We start from the raw sequence: 21,765 nt of genomic DNA on the forward strand, positions 1-21,765 counted from the left end.
TTTAACCATGGTACATTCGGTTAGAAATTTTGTTTTTTGAGAATTCATTGCATTCCTACCTCTGCTGGAAGCGAATTATTTCTTGTCCCCACTGCTTTAATCACGAAATTGTAGGCTTTAGCAGAATCTATGCCGTTTAATGTATAGCTGTAACTCGTCTGACCACTTACCGTAGGCACATACACGCTCCAATTTGTGCTGACTTTATCATTTTTCTCATAAATCCGGTAACCTCGCACTGGCTCAGGGCTATTTGTTGGTGCTTTCCACGAAAGAACTGCACGGTTCCCTGACTGTCTTACTGCGCTTGGATTTTCGACAATGCCGGGTTTGACGTCAGTCCGCTTAATACTGTAAGCATCATAGACGGCAAGGGGTTTATCTTTAACTGCTGTGTAGGATGTAAATTTCAACACATCGTTTGTAATGGAAACATCCACGAACATTTTCTTGTTGGGCTGATCGTTTTTTGCTGCAAAAAAAGTGTCTGCGTCTGGATTAATAGCATAGAATTTCGAAGCGGCCGAGTTACCCATTAGATACACAGTCCCTTTGGGATTCAGCACATTTCCTTGCTCATCCGTAATGACATTCTTAATCGGAACGTTGTTCAGCATTTGAAAAGACCTCATATACATATGGTCATGTCCCTCAAACACCATATCCACACCCAGCTCATCAAATACAGGAATCAGATATTTCCGGTAAAATTCTACCCGGTCGCTTTCTGCCGAAGCATTATCCCCTGAGGAATAAGCTCCCTTATGCATAGAGACGAATTTCCACTTCTTATCGGTCTTTGCCACCTGATTCCGCATCCATTCCAATTGCTTCGTGAACTGAATATCTGCTTTGTACGGCTTGACCTCTCCTTCGTACTGGGAATTGATTTGCATAAACAGTGCATCGCCGTATTCGAAAGCATATACAGACCCGTCATGAGCACCCGTCCCGACATCTTTTGGAAGATTAAAATGGTTATAGAAGTTATTATTCGGATAATCCTCTATTTCATGGTTGCCGATAATCGGTGCAAATGGCACATTGGCAAATTCTTTTTTCGGCACACCCAAGAACCACTGCCACAGCTGCTCCAGATCACCATCATCCGTTAGATCCCCTGTAAGAAGAACAAACTTGGGATCTACCGTTTTCTCAATAGCTCGCTTAAAAGTATCCTGCCACAGATCGAAATTCGATTTACTTGAGCCTTGGGTGTCGGTCACGTAGAGGAAATGGAAATCCTGATTATCCGCCTTGTCCGTGGTAAAAGAACCCGCCTCGCTCCAGCCGTCCGCATCACCGTTACCGGCCCGATATATATACTTAGTTCCAGGATTGAGACCGCTTGTAATAACTTTGTGACTAGCGAACTTTTTATACTTTTTGGAGCTTCGGTCTCCTGATGTCATTAAGGTTTCAATAACTGTTGAGCTGCCCTCATAAGATATTGCCAGTTGTTCCGGGAACTCGCTTCCTCCCACATTGGAGGCCTCCACCACTTGCACTACTGTACCTCTGACGGTTTCGGCTGTATACCAGTCAAAGGCGATACTTGTCTTTGGGTCCCCATTAAAAGTCATGTTCAGCAGAGTTGGTGTTTTGTTGCCGATATCCGGAGACTTCGTCTTAAAGCTCCAGGTAATATCGTTTTCCGGTGTCCGGCCATCCGTAGTCCCCTTAACAAGCTCTTTTGGGATGGTCACTTTATAAGTTTTACCGGCAATAAAATTAGGGTGGCTGACTTTAACCGAGTCTTGACCGAGGAGCGAAGTAGAGATGTTGTTAAGAGGAACATTGTTTTCTGTGATTACAACTTGATAGCCACTGTCGAGACTGATGGCTTTATTAAACTTCACAGTGATCTCTGCATTAAGGGAAACATCTGCAGCCCCTGAAGCGGGAGTTTTGCTTACCTCAAGTGTGGGAGTGTCCCCAGGTTCGCCGCTGCTACGTGTTCCTTTAATTACTACATCTTTGATTCTACTTGAGCCTGAGCTGGACACTGTTCCCCCGCTTACGCTTTTCGTAGAGTTAACCACCCAGCGGATATAGAGTACATCTTGATTGTTAGTTCCCGCAGGCAATGCGAGGTTCGTTAATTTGCAGGAATTATTGGAACAATTAAAATTGTTCTGGGCTAGAACAAGGTTGCCGCCCGCAACATCTGTCCATTCCTGCTGATCTATACTGTATTGCACCTTAAAATCCCTAGGTCCTGTACTTGAAGAAGTTTGCTGTGAAGAGAGGAGGATACCTTCGAAGCCTTGGGTAGAAAGCGTGGCAAGCCAGTATTTAGTGCCCGTTCCTTCATGCCAGCCCTGGTTGCGTACGCTGTTCTCACTGGGCTCATAGGTGTATGCATCCGTATTTGTTCCTATATCACGAATGGATGAAGCCGTCTGATATACTCCGCCTGTAGCCGGAAATACTCCGTTCTCGCCTTTGTCTTTAAAAATCCACTGGGCAATCGTTTCCTGAGCTGCAGTTACTTCGCTTGCAAGATCTTCCTCATTTCCCTCCCTTCCTGCTGAAACAAAACCGGTCAACTCCATGGCAAGCAGCAAACCTATAACCATTAGACTGATTACCTTGGGAAATCTGTTTTTGAGATAAGATTGGTGGTTATCCATTCGACCCATCTCCCTCTTCATTAATCTCACTTATCATCGAACCGCCGTCACCGAGAAGAACGGCGGTTCTGTCTACCCTTACAATCCTCTTATTGAAGTTCCCAGTCAGTGACTTGAAGGATTGCCGAATCTGCACCCTTCAGGTCTGTCTCTCCCATGTTGAGCAAATTGCTCCACTGCTTCACACGGTTCTTGCCGTTAGGCGGAGAGTTGTACTCATTAGTATCCACAATCTTGGTCCGTTCTTTATAGAATTTGGTCATGAAAGTCTTCTCATCCGTGCTGCTTCCTGATTTACCCAAAAGCCCTTGAAGAGTCTCGGAACCGCCGGTAGCTCCATGGTTCAGCGCTGCATCCACGAAGGAACCAATAGTTAATGCCGAGTTAAAGCCGCGATTGCGGGCCTGTTCCACACTGTATTTAATGTAGATATTGTAGAACGTTTTCCACATAGCCTCTCTCCACTCGGGATCATTTTGCAAATTGCCGATTTTTCTGCAGAAGCTCTCTTCGCTTTCATTGATTTCGAGGATCTTCCCTTTCATGGAACCCTTGACACCGATCCGGGCCAATGCGCCTTTAACCGAAGGATTACTCGCGCCTTTGGCAGCATCATATGCCTTGAACAGATCCGGACCGTCGGGACCGGTATCATTTGAGCCACCTGTAGTCGCACCGAATATTCCAATCGTATATCCGCGGTCATCATCAATATCTTCACAATATCCGTAAAAATTGATCCAGTTCAGATCGTCCTGCTCCGGTTTGTTGACAAGCATCATAATATTGTTCCACTGCTCACCATCCAGACCTGTGTTGTCGCGCAAGAATTGAAGTGTTGCCGGTGAGAAATTAGAATCAGGGTTCCCTGCCGCATAACTTTTCTGTTGAGATGCACTGGACAGATAGCCATAAGAAAAAATCATTGAAAAACTGAGCAGGATCAACAATGAAAATTTCATCTTCTTGGAAACCTTACTATTCGTTGAATTAAGCACCGCAATCTCTCCTTTGATTAAATAGTTTAAGCGCTTTAACTTTGAGTGGCAGCGAACCTTATCCCCAACCTATCTGAGCATGACAGCCCTCCTTTTTCCAACACTTGGTAATTCCATTTAAGCTTATCTCAAAAAGTTTGTCCAAACAGCACGTATTTTCTTGTAATTATTAATTTTTATACATATATTGCTACAACCCCTAGATTAAGTCTACAATCCTCTTAGGAGGTGCTGAATGAAACCGGTATTTTATGAGTCTACTCTTTTTGAGATCAGCCGCAAGAAACAGGTATACACCAGCATGCCTTCAAGACACTATCATGATGCATATGAGATTCTGTATTTAATATCCGGGGATTTTTATTATTTTATAGGGGACAGAACCTACCAGGTTGCGGGCGGTACGTTGCTATTTATGGATATTCACGAAATGCACAAACTGGTTAATTCCGGCTGCAATATGTATGAACGGGTTACACTGCTGTTTAAAAAAGAATTCCTGCAGCATTTTTGTACCGGTGGTCAAAGTGAGGAACTGCTCGAATTGTTCAAAAGTGATTACCGCGCTTTGAAGATGACCGGTATAGATCAGTATTTCATCGAACAGCTTTTTCAGAAGATGATTCAGGAGGGGAAGAAGCAAGCACGCGGATATGAACAGTACCAACAACTATTATTGGTGGAGTTGCTCCTCTATCTTAATCGTAAACTATTCGACAGCCGTGTTGCTCCAATGGTGGAATCCAATCGTACACACAAGAAAGTCCTGGACATCGTTAATTATGTAAATCAACATTATATGGAACCGCTTAAGCTCTGTGAGATTTCACAGAAATTCGACATAAGCTCTTCCTACTTATGCCGAACTTTTAAAGAAGCCACCGGGTTCAGCTTCATTGAATATATCAATAACATCCGCATTAAAGAAGCGCGTGATTTGCTGGTTGGCTCTTCTTTTAATGTTACTGAAATTGCGGGAATGGTTGGGTTTGATAACACCTCCCATTTTGGACGAACCTTCAAATTATTGATGGGCATCTCGCCGCTCTGCTTCCGCAAACAATTTAAGTCTTAACAGCAAAAACACTGGAATACGTCAAGACATTTCGTCAAGACGAACAAATTGCAGGTTTCTTGCCTGCAGTTGGTTTAGCACTTCCTCTAAAGATTGCAGCATAAAATAAGGAGCATGCCGGTCCGCGCCCACAGTCTCACCACTGTCGTGAAGTAGGACAACGGAGCCATCGGTGATTCCACTTAACAGAGTGGCCTGCATCCGGGTTTGACAGACCCGGGTGTTCCAGTCGCCTGCCTTCAGCGACCATAGAACAATTCGATACTGTTTGTATCGAAAGAAATCAAATAGATTGATTAATCCCCAGGGTGGACGGTAATGATTGGGTCGGGTTCCGACAATAGACTCTATAATATCAGCAGAGCGGTCCAGATGTTCTCGCCTAATCGTACGGGGCAGCATCAGCCAGTTAGAGGTATGACAATAATTATGGATGCCAATCTGATGGCCTTCCCGATCCATTCTTCTGATCAGGTCTGGATACTGCTCCGCTCTCGATCCTAGCACGAAAAAAGTAGCCTTCACTTGATGCAACTTCAATAAATCCAGCAATATCGGCGTATATTTCGGATGTGGCCCATCGTCAAAAGTGAATGCCACCTGTTTTTTTACCGTTCCTTTGCGAAAGACACCAAAGCCGCTCACTCGCGTAATCAAACTCGGAATAAACATGTAAAGAGTGGCGGTACATAGTATTCCTCCTATTAGATATGTAAGTATGATTACACCTCCTTATAACAAGCTTAAGTCCTATCCAGAGTAGTTCTGTCCGGGTGAGAATCTATTTTTCAGTGAGGCGCGTGAATGGATCAGTAACATCGGGACCAGTTGCTCTGTTCGCCGATTGATTCTTTGTCTCCCTTCCGGATGCATAGCAGACAGCAGCAATCGAAGATAAATGGTGGTGATGCGTTCAAAAACACCGGACTTTATATTTTGCTGTTCAAAACCAAGACCGTGTGTTAATCCCCGATGGAGCAGTGTAATCCCCAATAAAGCCTTGACCTGCCTGAACTCGGACTGCGATTCGAAGGCTTCATTGATTTGTTGCATTGATTTACGCAGCATGCGAGCCGTTTGGAGTGCAGCACGATCCGATCCTTCGGACTGGATCAACTTCAGAATGCTTCCATTATCGAGATGGAGCTCTCCCACCCACTCACCCTGGTTGATGACCGTGGCGTCCTGGCATACAATTGGCTGTCCCCGGTGTTTTTTTAGCATCACGGTACATATACCAAAACTCGACTTATGCGATCCGCGAAAATGTGAAAGCAACGCAAAAGCTTTTTCCCACATCATCCAGACGGATTGCACTGTGGTTTTACGTATTTTGAAACCCAACTCAGCCACCATCCTTAATACGGTTATAGTCTCTCATTTCATACATTGTACATAACAGAACTTTCTTTTTTCTTATCGGATTCTTACAAAAAGCTTAAGAACTGTTCGACTGCAATAAGGAACATAATGAACCAAATTAAATCATTTTAACGTCCACTTCTATTTGACGCTATTCACCGGAATTTCTCTGCGCGTATATCAAATTTTTATACAACTATTTTCATTAGGACATAAGCTTCTCCAGACCACATTGCGGGTCCCATGTGACTTCAAAGTAAAAAGGTAACTTCAAATGAAGTTACCTTGAATAAACAATCGTTATGATGTCATTTCATCGTTTTTTGTTTATTGATCACAAATTTACTAGCTGTTTAACTCCCCTGCTTCCTCATGATGAATAAGACATGCTGCTATCAACCCAATGCACAGAATACATTCCAATAGAAGAAATGTAATTAAATAACTTGCATGATTCATCAATTGAAGCGAGATAATCGGACCAAAGCTTGTGCCTGTAAACAATATAAAAGTATATACAGATACAGCTATCCCCCGCATCTTGCCGCCCACTTGCCCAACAAGCGAAACAAGTGAAGGAACGGCTAGTGCGATCCCCCCCACAAAAAGGATCCTCATCACGATAAGAAGCGGCAGATTAGAAATCATCCCCATAGACGCCAAACCAATGATCGCTTGCAGCAATCCACCGCGAAGCGTTATACCTACGCCGACATGCTTGGATATTCTTCCAGCGAATGGAGAAACAAGCATAAGGCAGAGTTACCTAACATCATGTATTATTGCTTTCCATTAACGTACCTATTCTTGCCACACCACTCTTGAGCGCCGCTCGAATAACCGCTTCCCGGATACGCTCCACTACCCGTGGATCAAACGCATTCGGCATAATATAAGTTTCATGAAGATCACTGGCGTCAATTACCGAAGATATCGCCTCTGCAGCAGCCAGTTTCATATCTTCATTGATTTCAGTGGCGCCACAGTCAAGGGCTCCACGAAAAATACCGGGAAAACAGAGAACATTATTGATTTGGTTAGGAAAATCGGAGCGCCCTGTCGCCATAACCTTGACGTAAGGCGCGGCAATTTCAGGATCAATCTCCGGAGTAGGATTGGCCATGGCAAATACAATCGGATCAGCAGCCATTCTTTTTACATCACCTAGCTTTAAGGCACCTGGGGCGGATAGTCCGATAAATACATCAGCACCCTGAATAACTTCAGATAAGGAACCTCTCTCCAGATGAGGATTCGTAATTAGTGCAAACTCGCTCCAATGCGATTTATCGTAATGGACAGCACGGTTAATTGCACCCTGGCGGTCCACACCGATCAAATTTACAGCACCGGCATGCAGGAGCATCTTAGATACGGCGATACCGGCGGCTCCAATACCGTTCACCACTATCTTTACATTCTTAATGTCCTTGTTGCATACTCTTAACGCATTCAAAATTCCAGCCAGTACCACAATCGCCGTTCCATGCTGATCGTCGTGGAAGACTGGAATATCGAGCTCCTGCTTAAGTCTCGCTTCAATTTCAAAGCAACGTGGCGAAGAAATATCTTCGAGATTAATGCCTCCGAAGGTAGGGGCGATTGCTTTAACAATCGCGATAATTTCCTCGGTATCTTTTGTATCCAGGCAGATTGGGAAAGCGTCCACATCTGCAAATTGTTTGAACAACGCTGCTTTGCCTTCCATGACCGGCATGGCTGCTTTGGGACCGATATCGCCAAGTCCGAGTACAGCTGTTCCGTCACTAACGACCGCCACCGAATTTTTCTTTATCGTATATTCGTATGCTTTATCTTGGTCTGCGGCGATAGCCTGACACACTTTAGCTACTCCGGGTGTATATACCTTGGATAAATCCTCCATGCTTCGAATAGGGTTCTTCAAGCCGGTCTCCAGCTTGCCGCCAACATGCATCTTCATTACTTCATCCATTATTTTCATTACTGTTCCTCCTGTTAATTGCAATGTATTTTTCTCTACAAGCTTTCTGGCTGTATGCTTGACATCCTAATCAGCTCCAAAACCGCAATAGAATAGTTGCCACAATAACAGTGCTGACGCCGCCGATCCGGGTGGAGATCTGGGCAAAAGGCATGAGCTGCATACGATTGGAGGCAGAGAGAATGGCTACATCTCCGGTTCCACCCAAGCCGCTATGGCAGACGGTTACAATTGCCGCATCGACAGGGTACATATTGATTTTTCTTCCCACAAAATAGCCGGAAACCACCATGCTGAAGACGATGGCGAGGCAGGTCAGCACATAAGGTACAGAGATAATGGCAGCTACATCCTTCAAAGGAACGTATAGCATGCCCAAACCTACCATGAGCGGCCATGTCAGGTTACCAGCAACGAACTTATACAACTGGTAAGCCCCATTTTCGAATCTTTCGGGAAGCGCCTTGACACATTTGATCAGTACGGCCATCAGAATCATGACAATCGGTCCGGGTATCCCTACATAATCTGCAAGCAATGCCCCAACAATGAAGAAACTGCATGCGATCAGAAGTCCCGCACCCATCATCATGAAATCTTTGGGTTTGCTATCCGGATTGTCATGCTGTAGATCGTCACCGGATTTGACTAGTGTACCGTTACCGCTTAGATGGGGCTTTTTCTCGCCCAGACGTTTCAGGAAGCCCGCCACAATGATGGCGAATACGTTGCCGATAATTGCCGACGGGATCATCTGCGATACGTAATAACCCGCTTCGTGTCCACCCAGAATGCTTGAGTATGCAATCGAGAGAGGAAGAATGCCTTCACCGATTCCACCGCCAAGGATCGGTACGATAATAAAGAAAAAAGTATGATACATGCTATAACCTGTGAGCGTTCCTACCAGTAGTCCGCCGAGAACCGCTGCAATCGTTCCGACGATCAGCGGGATGAAGATCCGCGTAATACCCGCTACCAATGTTTTGCGGTGCATGCCGAGCATACTGCCACTCACCAGGATGGAGATGTACAAGTACAGAAAGTTGGCCTCTTTCATCAATGTGGTGACAGCGTCTGTCACAGTAGAGTTGAACAAATTCAAGTAAATCAGCAGGGATGGGATCATAAGGGCCATGATTGCGGGGCCGCCTATATTTTTCAACAAGGGAAGCTTCATACCGATATCACTCAGCAGAATACCCAGAACCATAATGACAGCGAACCCTCCAATCATGTCATTCGGTAGCTTCCCCGCCACACTTGCAAGAAGAATGACCACTGCCAGAGCTAGATACACAGGGAGCGGAAAGACACCCACCTTAAATTGCTTACATTTTTGAATGAAGGCAGCCTTTTCTGGCAGGGGACCTTCCTTTCCTTGGGAAACAGGTGATGGAATCGTATTTTGCATTTTTCATTTCCTCCTAAACTCTTTTCTAGCCTTATAGTAGCGGAAATGAAAGCGCTTTTGTTTTTACGTAATTATTGATTGAATTATAAAAATTATTAAAGTAAGCGCTATCAAAAATAAGCAATCAAAAACCGCCGATTCCTTATAAAACACGGAACCGGCGGCCCACTCCAAAAAATTATATGAATTTAGAAATCACAGAACTGCCGCGGGAAGACATGCGATATCGCTGTACAGGTCTTCCTATGGTGCCATAGGTCAATTCACTGTTCAGCGCTCCCATATCTGCGAGGACGGCAAGATATTTCCCGACCGAAACCCGCGAGATTCCGGAACTAACTGCAATCTCTTCAGTGCTAAAGGAATTTGCATTATGGGTCTCCACCGCTTTCCAGACCGTCCGCAATGTATGCCGGGTAAAGCCCTTGGATAAATCCTGAACGGCCGAGGGCTCTTTCCTATACCCGGTTAGCTTATCTAGTTCAGACTGATCCAGGGAATCCTGATTGCGGAACAGAAAATTCTGCTCCTTGTAGGCGGAAAGGGCTGCGAGAAAGCGTTGAAACTCAAACGGTTTGATAAGGTAATCGACTGCACCGTTCTGAAGCGCGTCTCGGATACTGTCCTTATCGCTCGCAGCTGAAATGATAATCACATCTATTCGTTTACTGCCTCGACGGAGAGCGGACAGCAGCTCCAATCCATTGCTCTCTTTCATGTAAATATCCAGCAGAATCAGCTCGAAAGACTCATCTGCCAATTTGATCAGAGCTTCACCCACTGATTTTGCCCAGCCTTTACACTGAAAACCTTCCACTTGCTCCAGATAGAATTTATTCATCTCGGCTACCATCGGATCATCTTCTACAATCAATACACTAATCATTGACCATCACTCTTTGCTCGATAGGGTAAACTAACCGTAAATCGAGTCCCTTCTCCCTTTCCTGTTTCACAAACAATCTTACCTCCTATAGCTTTAAGGCTCCGCTCAACCAGATACAAGCCGATGCCTCGGTCATTTCCTTTTGTCGAATACCCCTGTTGAAAAATAAGCGGCAATTTCTCATCTGGGATACCGCTTCCATTATCGCTAACCGTAACTATCAGCGTCTTATCCTGATATTGAAAGCTGAAATGAATATATTTGCTGCCTCTACCTTCCGGTGCTTCCATAGCATTATCCAAAAGATTACCGACTATCGTAATGAGTTGGCAGGAGCGTTCCGGATCGCTAGGCTCCGGCAGAACCCCATCCTCCAGAAGCACCAGCCGAACTCCGGCTTCTCTGGCCCGGCTCAGCTTACCCAATAGAAATCCCGCCATCACAGGGTCCTTTACTTGTCTCACCACCGTTCCCATCTCTGCCTGTGTTGTTGTGACAGTACTTGTTATATACGCCTCCAACCGATCATACCTTTTCATATGTGTTAATCCTAATATTACATGCAGCTTGTTCATAAACTCATGCGCCTGGGCACGCAATGCCTCAGCATATAAGGAGATGCCAGATAACCTTTCCATAAGTATGCTGATCTCCGTCTTATCACGGAATGTGGCAATTGCACCTTCTACAGCTCCCTTTACATGAATGGGAACCACGTTTGCCAGTAACGTAACACCGCTATGCTCCACCTCCAAGTCCTGGCTGGCTTCACCGGTTTTGAGCACTGTATTCATCCGCAGTGATGGCCAAAAGCTCTCCACCGACTGGTTCAAGGGATCATCCTGCATGCCAATGGCTGCAAGCAAACGCCTGGCTTCTGTGTTAATCAAAGTAATACGTGACTCTTTATCAACGGCAATGACTCCCTCCCTAACTGACTGTAGCATGGAGTTGCGCTCTTCCAAAAGCTTAGCAATAGCAGCCGGTTCCATGCCAAACATCATTTTTTTGATAATACGTGCCAGCAGAAATGCTCCCGCAGCCCCTATTAGACTACCTATAAGCAATCCCCAATAAAGGATTCCCACGTTCTCTCTTATGGCAAGTCTGATGTTTCCCAGTGATATCCCTACTGCCACCGCTCCTAATTGTTTCCCGCTTGCAGAGAAGACAGGTGAAAACGCTCTTACAGATGGGCCCAAAGAACCCTCGGCTTCCGAAATGCTTTCCTGCCCCTGCAAGACTGCGGCTTCGTCGCCACCGATAAAATGCTTACCAATTTTGTCCTTGTCCGGATGGGAATATCGGATCGCATTCATATCCATGACCACAACAAATTCCACATTGTTCAACAATCGGATTTCCTCAGTGTAGCTTTGCAATTCAGACGAGCTGCGTGATTTGTTTAACGCTTCAATAATTAGAGGGTTACGCGATAACGTACGGGAAATGATCACAGCCTTTTGTTCCAACGAGGATTTTGTTTGTGAGGAAACCTTTATACTAAATAGCACATAGACCACTAGCAGCATTATGATAAGAACTGCACCAATCATCAAAGTAATTGTTGTTTGCAGCCGAAGTGTATGTTTGCCAATTTTCATCAGCTGTCCCTCCGGAAATTTTTCTTCATTCTAACGTATACGTGCAAGGATGGCTATGACCTTATACGCTACACCGTTATAATAAAACAACAAACGCATGGCTAAGATGAGCCCAAGCGTTTGTTTGCCTAGCCGAAAAGAGGCAGGAGGATAACTTATTGTGCTTTTACGAATTCAGCGGATTTTATACCCGTTTGGCGGCCGAAAATAATGATTTCCGCAACAGAGTTACCGCCGATCCGGTTTTGACCATGCAAGCCTCCGGTAACTTCTCCTGCTGCAAAAAGGCCTGGAATCGGTTGTCCGTCTTTATTTAAAACTTCTGTGTTGGTGTTGATTTTCACGCCTCCCATCGTGTAGTGAATTCCCGGGCCGATTTTAATTGCATAATATGGCGCGCCGGACAAGTCATTATCCATTCCGGTTGTTCTGCCGAAGTCGGCATCCTGTTTATTCGTCACCGCGCTTTTCCAGCTGTCCAGTGTGGTTTTCAACTGATCTGCCGGTACGTCCATTTTTATTGCCAAAGCCTCGATCGAATCTCCTTGGATAACGAAGCCCATTTTTTCATATTGTTCAATCGCTTTAGCGCGAGATTTTACGCCGGAATCAAATACAAGAAACGCAGATTTCTCAGGAAGCTTATTGATTGCAGCGGTGACATTATCTCTTGTATCCAGTTCGTTTGTGAAACGTTTGCCCACACTTGAAACCAGGATCGCTCCTTCCCCACGAACAGCCTCCCCAATGAGATAGGATTTTTCCTGCTGCACAGTCGGGTGAACTTGGATTTGATCCATATCGACTGTGGTACCGCCGAGCTTCTCAATCATCTTGATACCGTCACCGGTGCTGCCCGGCTGGTTGGTGGTAACATACCCCTCCAAATCAGATCTGACTCCTGAAATCATATCTAGATTAGCGCCGAAACCGCCGGTTGTCACCACGACAGCAGACGCTGTAATCGTTTTCTCCTCCGTTTGGTCAAAGATGACTTTGACGCCATTGACCTTACCGTCTTTTTCGGTAATTTCCTTGACATTGGCGTTAACAAAAAGGGGAATGCCTTGTTCTTGTACGTTTTTCACCAAACCTTTGACAAGGTATTGTCCTACTGCAGAGCCATCTTCAGGACGGTGTGTACGTTTTTCGTTCATCCCGCCTGTAATCGTGATATTATTCAATCTAATCCCGATAGAATCCAGCCAATCAATCGCACTTGCGGAATTGTCTACGAAGAAACGAAGCATCTCTTTATCGTTCGTATCGTGGCCACCTTTTAAGGACTCTTCATAAAAGAGATCATTGCTGTCTTCAATGCCTTGCTCTTTTTGGAATTTCGTTTCAGAAGCATTCATTCCCGAAGATGATTTTGTTGTATTCCCGCCGGCAACCGGCATTTTTTCAAAAATAACCGGGTTCATACCTTTTGCTCTCGCCTCAAGTGCAGCAGACATTCCGGCACCGCCTGCACCGATAATGATGATGTCATATTTATCTTTTAGTTGATCGTACGGTGTATAGCTAGCTTTGGATGCTCCCGAAACGGCTTCAGTTTCCTTTGTCTCGTTGATCTTGCTGGTGTTCTTGCTGGTGTTCTTGTTCCCGTTTCCATTGCTGCTGTTGCTGTTGCCACATCCTGTGATAACAAGCATGACTGAGAGAACGAGAATAAGAGCAGTGGTTACTTTTTTATTCATGTTATAGCTTTGCCCCCTTGTGAATATTTTTACAATCAGCTTAACGGCAAAGGCCCTGCTCTTGAAAGTTTATGTAACTAAAAAAAACGTTTTGTAACTAAATTAATCACTGCAATGTGTACGAAAGACCACCGGTTAGGGGCATGGCTCAAAAAAAGAAGAGCCTTTAGGCTCTCCTTCGTTTACAAGATCGCTTTCATCCGATTGTTTCTTGGATTATGCTCTACTTCCGCAAGACCCAATTCTTCGAGCAACGGTGGAATATACATTCCGAATCGCCCCCGAAGTCCCTTCTTTAATCCATACCAACCGCCGACAGGGTTTTCAGGTGAACGCCCCCATGCTTCAACGGTACCTTCTTTTGCTGGTTTTTGCTCATCAGCACTTCCTAACTCCATCCAATCACCATTTTGTATAAGCATGGCGTGCAGATCTTCAATACAGCGGTAGTCATAATGCAAAACCGTTTTCCCTACAGTGCAAACTATAATTACTTTACCGTCTTTTTCGACCTTGTACATTTCATACTCGGATGTTTGCGGTGGTGTCTTTAATTTCCAAGGATTTTCCTTGGTTCCTGTAGCTGTCGACATATCTTCAACTCCCAAAGTAACTCACAAAATTAGTAAGTTCTAATCATATTATTATATTTGCATCACCTTACTATACTTCATTCCCTTTATTCATCCTACTCGTATAAGGAAGCTGGCATTATTATTCCAAGCTATTCAACTCCACCACATCTCCACTAGTAGCCTTCACAGCATAATTACAATCTAACTTTCCGCACAGCACATACTTCTTCTGCTCAGGATCATACACATAGACGGGTGTTAATTCGAACCATCCCTTGAGCTTGTCATAAGCTTCGTCATGGCTCACAGCAATTTCCCCTTCGCTCTTGAACTCATCAAACATATCAAGCATTGGCTTGTTATCCATAAAATTTATAACCTTATAATTCTGCACATCAATAAACAAGAGGATCTTACGCTGGAATATACGATTATTTGGCGCATTCATCCTAAGTGTTGCCTGAATATGTCCTCTTTCCCGTTGTAAAGTCTTCAATATCCATTCTCCGGATTCATCTGGATAGAGCTGGCTTAAACCAGCTTCGACTGCGAGTATACATTCGGCTTGTTCTGCGTCTGTGATAGGAAATGAGTCCGGATGCGGCTCACTAGCTATTGCCTGCTCAATGGTAACTACCTCAAGTTGACGTATCTCTGTCCTTTCGAACGGCTCCAGCTCCGTATTCTGTTGCTCCCAATGGATTACTTGATCAATATTCAGTCGTGCTCTCGTACCTGATATAAACTCAAATGGGATGGTGGTTGTTCCGTCATTTGTAATGTAGATTTCTTCTATCCCATAGATCGGCAGGAGTTGCTTCGTCTCGTACACCGGATATTCTATAAGCTGTAGTTGTTTCCTCGCCTGTGGCTCTATCGTTTGAAGTGTGAGAGTATAGTTCTCTTTATGCACAAGGGAGCTGGAAGGAAACTGGCCATATACACTGTAAAAAACAAGCCTGCCTTCCGCATCGAAGCGAAGCTCGATCCGTCCACCAGGAGTGACTGGTATGCTACCTATTTTCTCAATAAAATGATATTCTCCAATCTGTTCCTTCTCTAAGTGGAATTGTTTACCGTATACAATCCTTGCCTCATCTTCAATCCACCGGATGACTCCGTTAAAATCTATATTTTGGAATGGTGTCCCATTCGCATAAGATATCCCGCCAACAAAAATCACACTTTTATAGTTGCGGGACTGTAGGTCAATCGTGATGACGGCAGTTCCTTCCGGATTGTAATCGCCCTTCCATTCCTTCATATGTGCAGGAAACCATTCCATACTAAGAAAATAGTTGGTCTCTCCCAGTATCGTAACGTCGCGATAAATTTCATGAGAGTGTAAGTAGTAGTTGTCCAATCCATATTTTTGCTGTGTAGCATCAAGCAGTTCTTTGATTCGAATATCCATCATAGTGCACCCCATAAAATTGATGCCTACATCATACCATTACTTAGTGTTGATTACGAAGCACAGCAGCGAATATTCGAGTCGATTGTTACTTATTAAATAGTAAAATCTTCTGAATATTCTACATGCTCATGCAATTGGCTTTGCTGATGTTCAGAAAATGATCAGTAACTTAGGTTTTAATAATGCAGAGTGTAATAATATTTTGCACAACCTTCACCAGAATTCTATACGTGAATAATGACCAAATATTTTTAATGGAGGTAAATCATCATGAATGACATCATCGATGGAAATGCGGCATTAATACAATTCTTCCCACTTCCAGCGCATCTTTATAGTAAGGATATTGCTTGTATTGTAACTGTTGCTTATGCAGAAGAGCAGGGACCAAATTTAACGGGCCTCATAAATGCTCTATACTCCAAGGGATATATAAACCTTGATCACCTACTAAATTCCACATGGAAAAAACTATACCAAGTTCCGAGGTTGGGACACAAAAGACTGATGCTTCTACTTAATTTACTAGAACGAATTTCTGCAGATCCCAAAACCATAGAAAACCATACCATTGTCCCTCGTGTTACAATGCAGAGTAAAAAGGATATGAAAGAATTAACTTTAAAGAGGATTATAAAGAAGTATAACGAAACATCTGTGGTGGTATTAACTGAAGCTACCGAAAAAGAAGCTCGTATAAAGAAAATTAAAGATAGACTCCGTGAAATGGGGTTAATCATATAACAATATCCCGCCAGTATAATGTAGTTCACTCTTTAAATTGGGAGGGTTAAATGAGAGAAGGAGCAATAGAAGTACATTCTTTTACTTACCTTCCATTGCTTCCAATTACATATTTTTTTGAATCTTTTCTTAAAAGATTGTAGCTGTTCAAGGCTTGTAATGACTTTCAATTCATTCAGTAACCGCGCGATGCATCGAACCAGCGTTGAGCCATCTCCTCTGTTATTGGCTGACCAATCAGATGATCAGACTGGCTGAGTTGCCATACCGCTTCAGCAAGGTCTTCTCGTTCGGTGGTTTCGATGCCTTTGAGGTTGTTAAAGCGCGCGGTGAAGGCAGAAATGGCTGCCTCGGCTTCGGCAAAGGTTCGGGCCTCGGACAAAGTTGCCTGTGCAACGTTATAAGCTTCATTAGCCAGCTTGGCCAGACGTTTAGGCCAGGACGAGAACGGGCGGCCGAACTCTGTCGTCCACCACTCAGGCTTTCGTAACTGGCTCACTGAAGCATGGTCGGTCCAAGGGCGTACTTCAGCTCGTTTTTTCATTTGCTGTTTCAGATGCTTGCCAGCGATCTCTTCCACATTGTAGGCGATGAATCTGTCAAGCAACGGCCAGACGTTCAAGGTAGGAAGCTCCCCCAGATCCGGCATGAAACGTAGCTCCAGATTCGTTAATTTGGCATGTTGAGCCAATATGTCCAGGTCGCAGAAGTTCCCCCACAAACTCAATGAGTTAAGGTTTGGATACCGATTTAGACACTCCAACGAGATAGGCTGTCCCAGCGGTGTATTCTGTAGCGTCAAGCTCGTTACCTGGTGCAACTCACCCAGGTCGGGCAGCAAGAAAGGAATATCATTCTTGCGTCGGCCGGTACGCGGCGCTAGTGTCAGGGATGATGGCATATCGCCTGTGGCCGAGAGGCGTGTTAGATCGCCGGACACACTCAGACGGAAAGACCGCTTTGGAAGCTTTAGGCTAAGGGAACTCCCGGATGGGGCCAACTCGATATGCAAGCCATACAAATTGGACTGACTGGTGTCCACCACCGTGTCTGCAGACAGGATCGGTGTCCACGTCATCTCTTCAATGGGCCGTTTCTTTGCCCAGTCAAAGAAGCCTGGGTCACTGCCTGTATAATGTAGAAATCGTGGCCAGGGAGAGCCAGCCGGCGTGGCAAAGGCATCGAATACGGTCCAATCGATTTGCGCATCAGACGCGACATGAAGGTCTGCCTTCTTCCCCAATTGCGACGGACCAATAGATAGACTACCCACACCAGGCTTAATGACAAGAGTGTGACTGCATGGACCTGTCAGATCGATAGGATAACTACCAACTTCTCTAACAGAACCAGCTGAAGGACGAGCTTGGTTATCATTTGGCATTTCTATCATCCTTTCCACTAAAACACATCAAGATCAATTCGACGTGAATTAACTGCTAATTGAACTAATATTCGCGGTTAAAGAACTATCGTCTGATCAATAAATTAGGAGACTTCCATGTATTTTCTAATTCCTCTAATGGCAGCAGTTCATCTGTTATTTTCTGAAATCGCTTCTTCGCACTCTTTCGACAAGAGCCACTGCTTCATAACTTCAAACGCCTGCCCAGCATCCTGTTCATAAAAGACGGCGGTGTTGGCCGGGATACGATGTACATAAATACTCCTCCTGTTTACAGAGAATCAATGGCATACGAACAATACCCAGATAACAGATAAACTTTAACGCAAACATGATTCCGGTATTCCTTCATACTTTTTTCAAAATTCATATGTCCTAAAACGTTCTCTGAGAGTTTCTTCATGCGTGATCCACTCCGAATCACTCCATAAAGACATTCTTACGATTTCTGACAGCTTATCTACGGCTTGTTCCGGTCTCGTAATACTAATGAGGTCCTCAAAATCCTCAATACGGATATCCAACGCTTTCCGCAAGTAGTCATCATTAAGACGCTCTTCTTTGAGTTGTTCATATTCATCCCTCGTCCACTGTTCACAAAAGATTCTTTCGGCTTGAAGGTTTCCATTCTCGAAAAACGACAACTCGAATATTTCCTCATTCATATATCCGACGGTCATCACTGGCTCCTCGATAAGCGAGGACAACGTTTTGCCGATCTCCTTCACCGTACCCCATACAAAATAATCGTGGAGCACGCTGATCCAGTTCTCGTTGTTTTTGCTTACGTACATGACAACTTTGATCTCTGTAGCCTCATTATTTGACTTACCTAATATTTCGCCATGCCTTTCGCTTAGCTTTCTTAATGCTTCGACAGTGTTCTCAAGGTTGTTCGACCTGATATGCAAATTTGCGAATGATCTTCCCACGAGATGGCCTCCTCTAATCGCTTATTTACTTAGCCGAATTCTTGTTTATATGCTATAAATTGGTTCTATGAATGTATCTTATTTCCATTATAGTGATCGCTTGTCCTGAGTCTACCTACTTTTCACCTGAATTTTGGAAATGACCGCTACGCCCCCACATTAAAAAAGGAGGGTGTCCCTCCGTCATTTTATGACTTTTGGGACACCCTCTGTCGAACTATTCCACATAACATGATTATTAAACCTACGACAACGCCAACATCGCGTTCATATCTTCCTCGGCAGTTGTAATCAGCTTCAATCCAAAGAGCTCTACCAACACATCCAACACCCCATCCGAGATAAACTCAGGCGGTTTCGGTCCGATACGAATATCCTGAATGCCAAGACTGAACAAACCAAGCAGAATGGCTACTGCTTTCTGCTCAAACCAAGACAGCACGATGCTGACAGGTAGCTCGTTCACCGTACAATCAAATGCCTCAGCCAGAGCTAAAGCAATCTTCACCGTAGAACCAGAATTATTACATTGCCCAAGGTCAATATAACGCGGAATGCCTGTGTCTCCAACAGTTCCATAATCTACGTCATTAAAGCGGAATTTTCCGCAAGAAGTGGTTAAAATGACGGTATCGTTCGGTAAGGAGGTCGCCAACTCGCGGTAATAATTCCCACCTTTACCTGGCGCGTCACAACCTGCAATGACGAAAAACCGGCGGATATGCCCATCTTTGACAGCTTGAATGATCTCTGGTGCCAGCCCGATTACTGTTTCATGATGATATCCTGTCGTAAGTACCAGATCTGACTCTACATCAGCCGCAGGTAATGACAACGCACGATTAATCAGTGGGGAGAAATCGTCATTCGTGATTTTCGCTACACCTTCCAGCCCTGCTACTTCATATGAGAAAAAGCGGTCTGCATACGTACCCTTAATCGGCATCACACAGTTTGTAGTTGCAAGAATCGCACCAGGAAACTGCTCGAAAAGTCTGCGTTGATCGTACCAAGCTTTGCCGATGTTGCCTTTCAGATGTTTATACTTCTTGAGCGCAGGATAGCCATGGGCAGGTAGCATTTCCGAGTGGGTATAGATGTTGATGCCCTTTCCTTCCGTCTGCTGCAGCAATTCCTCGAGTGCATACAGGTTATGCCCTGTCACCACAATACATTGACCTTCAATTTTATTCTGGCTGACTGTGATTGGTTGTGGAATCCCGAAGCGGTCCGTATGCGCACGATCCAGCAGATCCATGACGCGAACCGCCGCATCTCCAACCTTCATCGCCATTTCCAAATGCTCCTGCGTATTAAAGTTGGAATTGGTCAAGGTCATATACAAAGCTTCGTGGGTAATTCGATCCACCTCGGGATCACTATATCCTAGCTGCCGAGCATGTGTTGCATAAGCTGCAATTCCTTTTAAGGCAAAAATCATCGTGTCCTGTAAACTCGCAATGGTTTCATTTTTGCCGCATACTCCAACAACGGTGCAACCGCCAGTCGGTGTCTGTTCACACTGGTAACAAAACATATCGTTATCCTCCATATTTAGATAATCTTTCGTTACTCTCAACGTAACAGAACACCAAACCTTGAGTTGTGATTACACACACATTTTTTTAGATCAAGCAGATTTAAATGGCCGTCTATTGATAACAACCATCATTATAATAACGCCTATACAAATGAAAATATTAATCCCAAAAACCATTTTGAACGCCTGTAGCTGATTCTCCTGCCCTATCTCTCCACTCACCATCCCAAGTCCAAGTGCTGAGCCAAACACCATCCCCGCATTTCGTGTTAAGGCAATTATTCCTCCAATTGAACCTACGTGTTCCTTAGGCGTCTGCTGCATAATATAGCTATTATTCGGAGAAGCAATGAGCCCCATCCCAAGTCCAATAAGACATAGAATCGCAGCGATTCCATAGACCGGGATATTCTCTAAAAATACTAGCAACAGGACGAACCCGCCTCCCATAGCACTCAGCCCCATAAGCATCAGCCGACGAGAACCATAACGATCGGACCAGTAGCCTGCAAGAGGACCTGCAAAGGCCAATGCAATGGGATAAGCCGCCATAATGTAACCGGTCGTGGAGGACGAAAACTGAACCGCTGCTCCCATCAAATAAAATGGAATAAGGACAAGCAAGGTATTAGAAAGAATAAAAGAGGCACAGCTAACGATCAAGCCACCCGCCACAGAAGGAATTCTCAGCGCCCGAAGAGGTAAAAAAGGTGTCTTTTGCCTCCGTTCCCATAATAGAAACGTGACCAACAGCAGGATAAACCCCATCAAACTCGCCATCGTCTGCGTAGACACCCACCCCCACTTGCTCCCATTTGTTATCACGAGAAGAAGCAAGGTGATCCATACCATGAACAAGCTAGCCCCCACGATGCTGACAGTTCCCGACTTACGATCTTGCATACGGCTCGGAATGTACCGGTAAGCCATAGCTGTAGCCACAATTGCCACAGGAACATGGATCAAAAATAGCCACTGCCAGCTAAGCCACTCCGCAATCAAACCTCCCGCAATAGGGCCTGTCATCCCGCCCAGTGCGACAGCCGTACTCAGAATTCCGAGTGCATGTCCTCTTTTCTCTTTCGGCATATGGATGGTGATGAGCGCAATATTCGTTGCTTGGAACATCGCAGCACCTATGCCCTGCACAACTCTAAGCGTAAGCAATATTGGCAGATTAGGTGAAAAAGCGACCAAGATCGAACCAACTGTAAAAATCACATATCCGAGATTATGAATGCGGCGAAACCCATAACGATCACCCAGTTTTCCCATCACAGGGAGAAGCGCAGTAATCACTAGTAGGTACCCTGTTGTGATCCATAACCCCTTCGCAAGCTCCGTCTGAAAATGATTTATAAAAAAAGGAAGCGATACATTCATAATTCCGGCTGTAAAATGGGAAATAAAAGCTCCCATACAAATAGCCGCCATCATACCCAACCGCCGCCTGCGGGTGCCCGCTAGCTCTGTATTTTTTGCAACATTCATGCTGATCCCGTCCCCACTCATATTTG

General features: G+C 44.7%; 17 protein-coding genes and 1 pseudogene. 2 read left to right on the forward strand and 16 right to left on the reverse strand.

All coding sequences use genetic code 11. The features are described 5' to 3' along the window. Positions 1–44: 44 nt before the first annotated feature. Together MKY19_RS19465 and MKY19_RS19470 are read right to left on the reverse strand one after the other, a co-directional pair. Positions 45–2,633: a metallophosphoesterase gene (locus MKY19_RS19465; protein ID WP_339797020.1), complete on the reverse strand. Its 2,589-nt coding sequence runs from the start codon at positions 2,631–2,633 to the stop codon at positions 45–47. A gap of 89 nt (positions 2,634–2,722) precedes the next feature. Then, positions 2,723–3,631 carry a chitosanase gene (locus MKY19_RS19470; RefSeq protein WP_339265808.1) on the reverse strand — a complete coding sequence of 303 codons (909 nt, stop codon included), beginning with the start codon at positions 3,629–3,631 and terminating at the stop codon, positions 2,723–2,725. 235 nt (positions 3,632–3,866) lie between these two features. On the opposite strand from MKY19_RS19470, the gene MKY19_RS19475 reads away from it, so the two are divergent. After that, a complete protein-coding gene (locus MKY19_RS19475; RefSeq protein WP_042189655.1) occupies positions 3,867–4,706 on the forward strand; it encodes an AraC family transcriptional regulator in 840 nt (279 codons plus the stop codon). 21 nt (positions 4,707–4,727) lie between these two features. Here MKY19_RS19475 and MKY19_RS19480 read toward each other — a convergent pair whose 3' ends face one another. The 10 genes and pseudogenes from MKY19_RS19480 to MKY19_RS19525 form a co-directional block, all read right to left on the reverse strand. Continuing rightward, complete coding sequence (locus MKY19_RS19480; RefSeq protein WP_179086686.1) at positions 4,728–5,378, reverse strand: polysaccharide deacetylase family protein; 651 nt, start codon at positions 5,376–5,378, stop codon at positions 4,728–4,730. Between the two features lie 78 nt (positions 5,379–5,456). Beyond that, positions 5,457–6,008, reverse strand: a complete 552-nt coding sequence (locus MKY19_RS19485; protein WP_339271721.1) for a polysaccharide deacetylase — start codon at positions 6,006–6,008, stop codon at positions 5,457–5,459. Positions 6,009–6,413: 405 nt separating this feature from the next. Continuing rightward, a pseudogene (locus tag MKY19_RS19490) lies at positions 6,414–6,821 on the reverse strand (MFS transporter); the annotation flags it as partial. Positions 6,822–6,840: 19 nt separating this feature from the next. Then, entirely contained in the window at positions 6,841–8,031 is a 1,191-nt protein-coding gene (locus MKY19_RS19495; RefSeq protein ID WP_076299310.1) for an NADP-dependent malic enzyme, read from the reverse strand. Between the two features lie 70 nt (positions 8,032–8,101). Continuing rightward, on the reverse strand, positions 8,102–9,445 hold the full coding sequence (locus MKY19_RS19500) for a 2-hydroxycarboxylate transporter family protein (RefSeq protein ID WP_339797029.1): 1,344 nt from the start codon (positions 9,443–9,445) through the stop codon (positions 8,102–8,104). Positions 9,446–9,623: 178 nt separating this feature from the next. Further along, positions 9,624–10,331, reverse strand: a complete 708-nt coding sequence (locus tag MKY19_RS19505) for a response regulator (RefSeq protein ID WP_076286516.1) — start codon at positions 10,329–10,331, stop codon at positions 9,624–9,626. Continuing rightward, positions 10,328–11,935 (reverse strand): DcuS/MalK family sensor histidine kinase, encoded by a 1,608-nt coding sequence (gene dcuS, locus MKY19_RS19510; RefSeq protein WP_339797031.1) that lies wholly within the window; start codon positions 11,933–11,935, stop codon positions 10,328–10,330. The genes MKY19_RS19505 and dcuS overlap by 4 nt, the downstream gene beginning before the upstream one ends. Before the next feature lie 155 nt (positions 11,936–12,090). Next, the gene (locus MKY19_RS19515; protein ID WP_339797035.1) at positions 12,091–13,635 is read right to left on the reverse strand and encodes a flavocytochrome c; all 1,545 of its coding nucleotides are present in this window, start codon (positions 13,633–13,635) and stop codon (positions 12,091–12,093) included. Positions 13,636–13,817: 182 nt separating this feature from the next. Next, complete coding sequence (locus tag MKY19_RS19520; RefSeq protein ID WP_339797039.1) at positions 13,818–14,228, reverse strand: DUF6855 family protein; 411 nt, start codon at positions 14,226–14,228, stop codon at positions 13,818–13,820. A 121-nt stretch (positions 14,229–14,349) separates the two neighbouring features. Next, positions 14,350–15,627 (reverse strand): hypothetical protein, encoded by a 1,278-nt coding sequence (locus MKY19_RS19525; protein ID WP_339797043.1) that lies wholly within the window; start codon positions 15,625–15,627, stop codon positions 14,350–14,352. A 270-nt stretch (positions 15,628–15,897) separates the two neighbouring features. On the opposite strand from MKY19_RS19525, the gene MKY19_RS19530 reads away from it, so the two are divergent. After that, positions 15,898–16,371: a hypothetical protein gene (locus MKY19_RS19530; protein ID WP_339797046.1), complete on the forward strand. Its 474-nt coding sequence runs from the start codon at positions 15,898–15,900 to the stop codon at positions 16,369–16,371. A 175-nt stretch (positions 16,372–16,546) separates the two neighbouring features. Here the strand turns inward: MKY19_RS19530 and MKY19_RS19535 are convergent, their stop codons facing one another. The 4 genes from MKY19_RS19535 to MKY19_RS19550 all read right to left on the reverse strand — a co-directional run bounded on the left by MKY19_RS19535 (position 16,547) and on the right by MKY19_RS19550 (position 21,739). Continuing rightward, entirely contained in the window at positions 16,547–17,755 is a 1,209-nt protein-coding gene (locus MKY19_RS19535) for a hypothetical protein (RefSeq protein WP_339797048.1), read from the reverse strand. 380 nt (positions 17,756–18,135) lie between these two features. Next, positions 18,136–18,708 carry a hypothetical protein gene (locus tag MKY19_RS19540; protein WP_339797051.1) on the reverse strand — a complete coding sequence of 191 codons (573 nt, stop codon included), beginning with the start codon at positions 18,706–18,708 and terminating at the stop codon, positions 18,136–18,138. Between the two features lie 244 nt (positions 18,709–18,952). Beyond that, the gene (hcp, locus tag MKY19_RS19545) at positions 18,953–20,245 is read right to left on the reverse strand and encodes a hydroxylamine reductase (protein ID WP_042189677.1); all 1,293 of its coding nucleotides are present in this window, start codon (positions 20,243–20,245) and stop codon (positions 18,953–18,955) included. A 93-nt stretch (positions 20,246–20,338) separates the two neighbouring features. Then, positions 20,339–21,739 carry an MFS transporter gene (locus MKY19_RS19550; protein ID WP_339797054.1) on the reverse strand — a complete coding sequence of 467 codons (1,401 nt, stop codon included), beginning with the start codon at positions 21,737–21,739 and terminating at the stop codon, positions 20,339–20,341. Positions 21,740–21,765: the final 26 nt, after the last annotated feature.

The sequence above is a fragment of the Paenibacillus sp. FSL R5-0744 genome, from assembly GCF_037972555.1.
Taxonomy (GTDB): Bacteria; Bacillota; Bacilli; order Paenibacillales; family Paenibacillaceae; genus Paenibacillus_AQ.

Excerpts from the sequence above, each read along its gene's own strand:
- MKY19_RS19465 (WP_339797020.1), bottom strand. The coding sequence starts at position 2,633 with ATGGATAACCACCAATCTTATCTCAAAAACAGATTTCCCAAGGTAATC.
- MKY19_RS19475 (WP_042189655.1), top strand. The coding sequence starts at position 3,867 with ATGAAACCGGTATTTTATGAGTCTACTCTTTTTGAGATCAGCCGCAAG.
- MKY19_RS19480 (WP_179086686.1), bottom strand. The coding sequence starts at position 5,378 with ATGTTTATTCCGAGTTTGATTACGCGAGTGAGCGGCTTTGGTGTCTTT.
- MKY19_RS19485 (WP_339271721.1), bottom strand. The coding sequence starts at position 6,008 with ATGATGTGGGAAAAAGCTTTTGCGTTGCTTTCACATTTTCGCGGATCG.
- MKY19_RS19495 (WP_076299310.1), bottom strand. The coding sequence starts at position 8,031 with ATGAAAATAATGGATGAAGTAATGAAGATGCATGTTGGCGGCAAGCTG.
- MKY19_RS19500 (WP_339797029.1), bottom strand. The coding sequence starts at position 9,445 with ATGCAAAATACGATTCCATCACCTGTTTCCCAAGGAAAGGAAGGTCCC.
- MKY19_RS19505 (WP_076286516.1), bottom strand. The coding sequence starts at position 10,331 with ATGATTAGTGTATTGATTGTAGAAGATGATCCGATGGTAGCCGAGATG.
- dcuS (WP_339797031.1), bottom strand. The coding sequence starts at position 11,935 with ATGAAAATTGGCAAACATACACTTCGGCTGCAAACAACAATTACTTTG.
- MKY19_RS19515 (WP_339797035.1), bottom strand. The coding sequence starts at position 13,635 with ATGAATAAAAAAGTAACCACTGCTCTTATTCTCGTTCTCTCAGTCATG.
- MKY19_RS19520 (WP_339797039.1), bottom strand. The coding sequence starts at position 14,228 with ATGTCGACAGCTACAGGAACCAAGGAAAATCCTTGGAAATTAAAGACA.
- MKY19_RS19525 (WP_339797043.1), bottom strand. The coding sequence starts at position 15,627 with ATGATGGATATTCGAATCAAAGAACTGCTTGATGCTACACAGCAAAAA.
- MKY19_RS19530 (WP_339797046.1), top strand. The coding sequence starts at position 15,898 with ATGAATGACATCATCGATGGAAATGCGGCATTAATACAATTCTTCCCA.
- MKY19_RS19535 (WP_339797048.1), bottom strand. The coding sequence starts at position 17,755 with ATGCCAAATGATAACCAAGCTCGTCCTTCAGCTGGTTCTGTTAGAGAA.
- hcp (WP_042189677.1), bottom strand. The coding sequence starts at position 20,245 with ATGTTTTGTTACCAGTGTGAACAGACACCGACTGGCGGTTGCACCGTT.
- MKY19_RS19550 (WP_339797054.1), bottom strand. The coding sequence starts at position 21,739 with ATGAATGTTGCAAAAAATACAGAGCTAGCGGGCACCCGCAGGCGGCGG.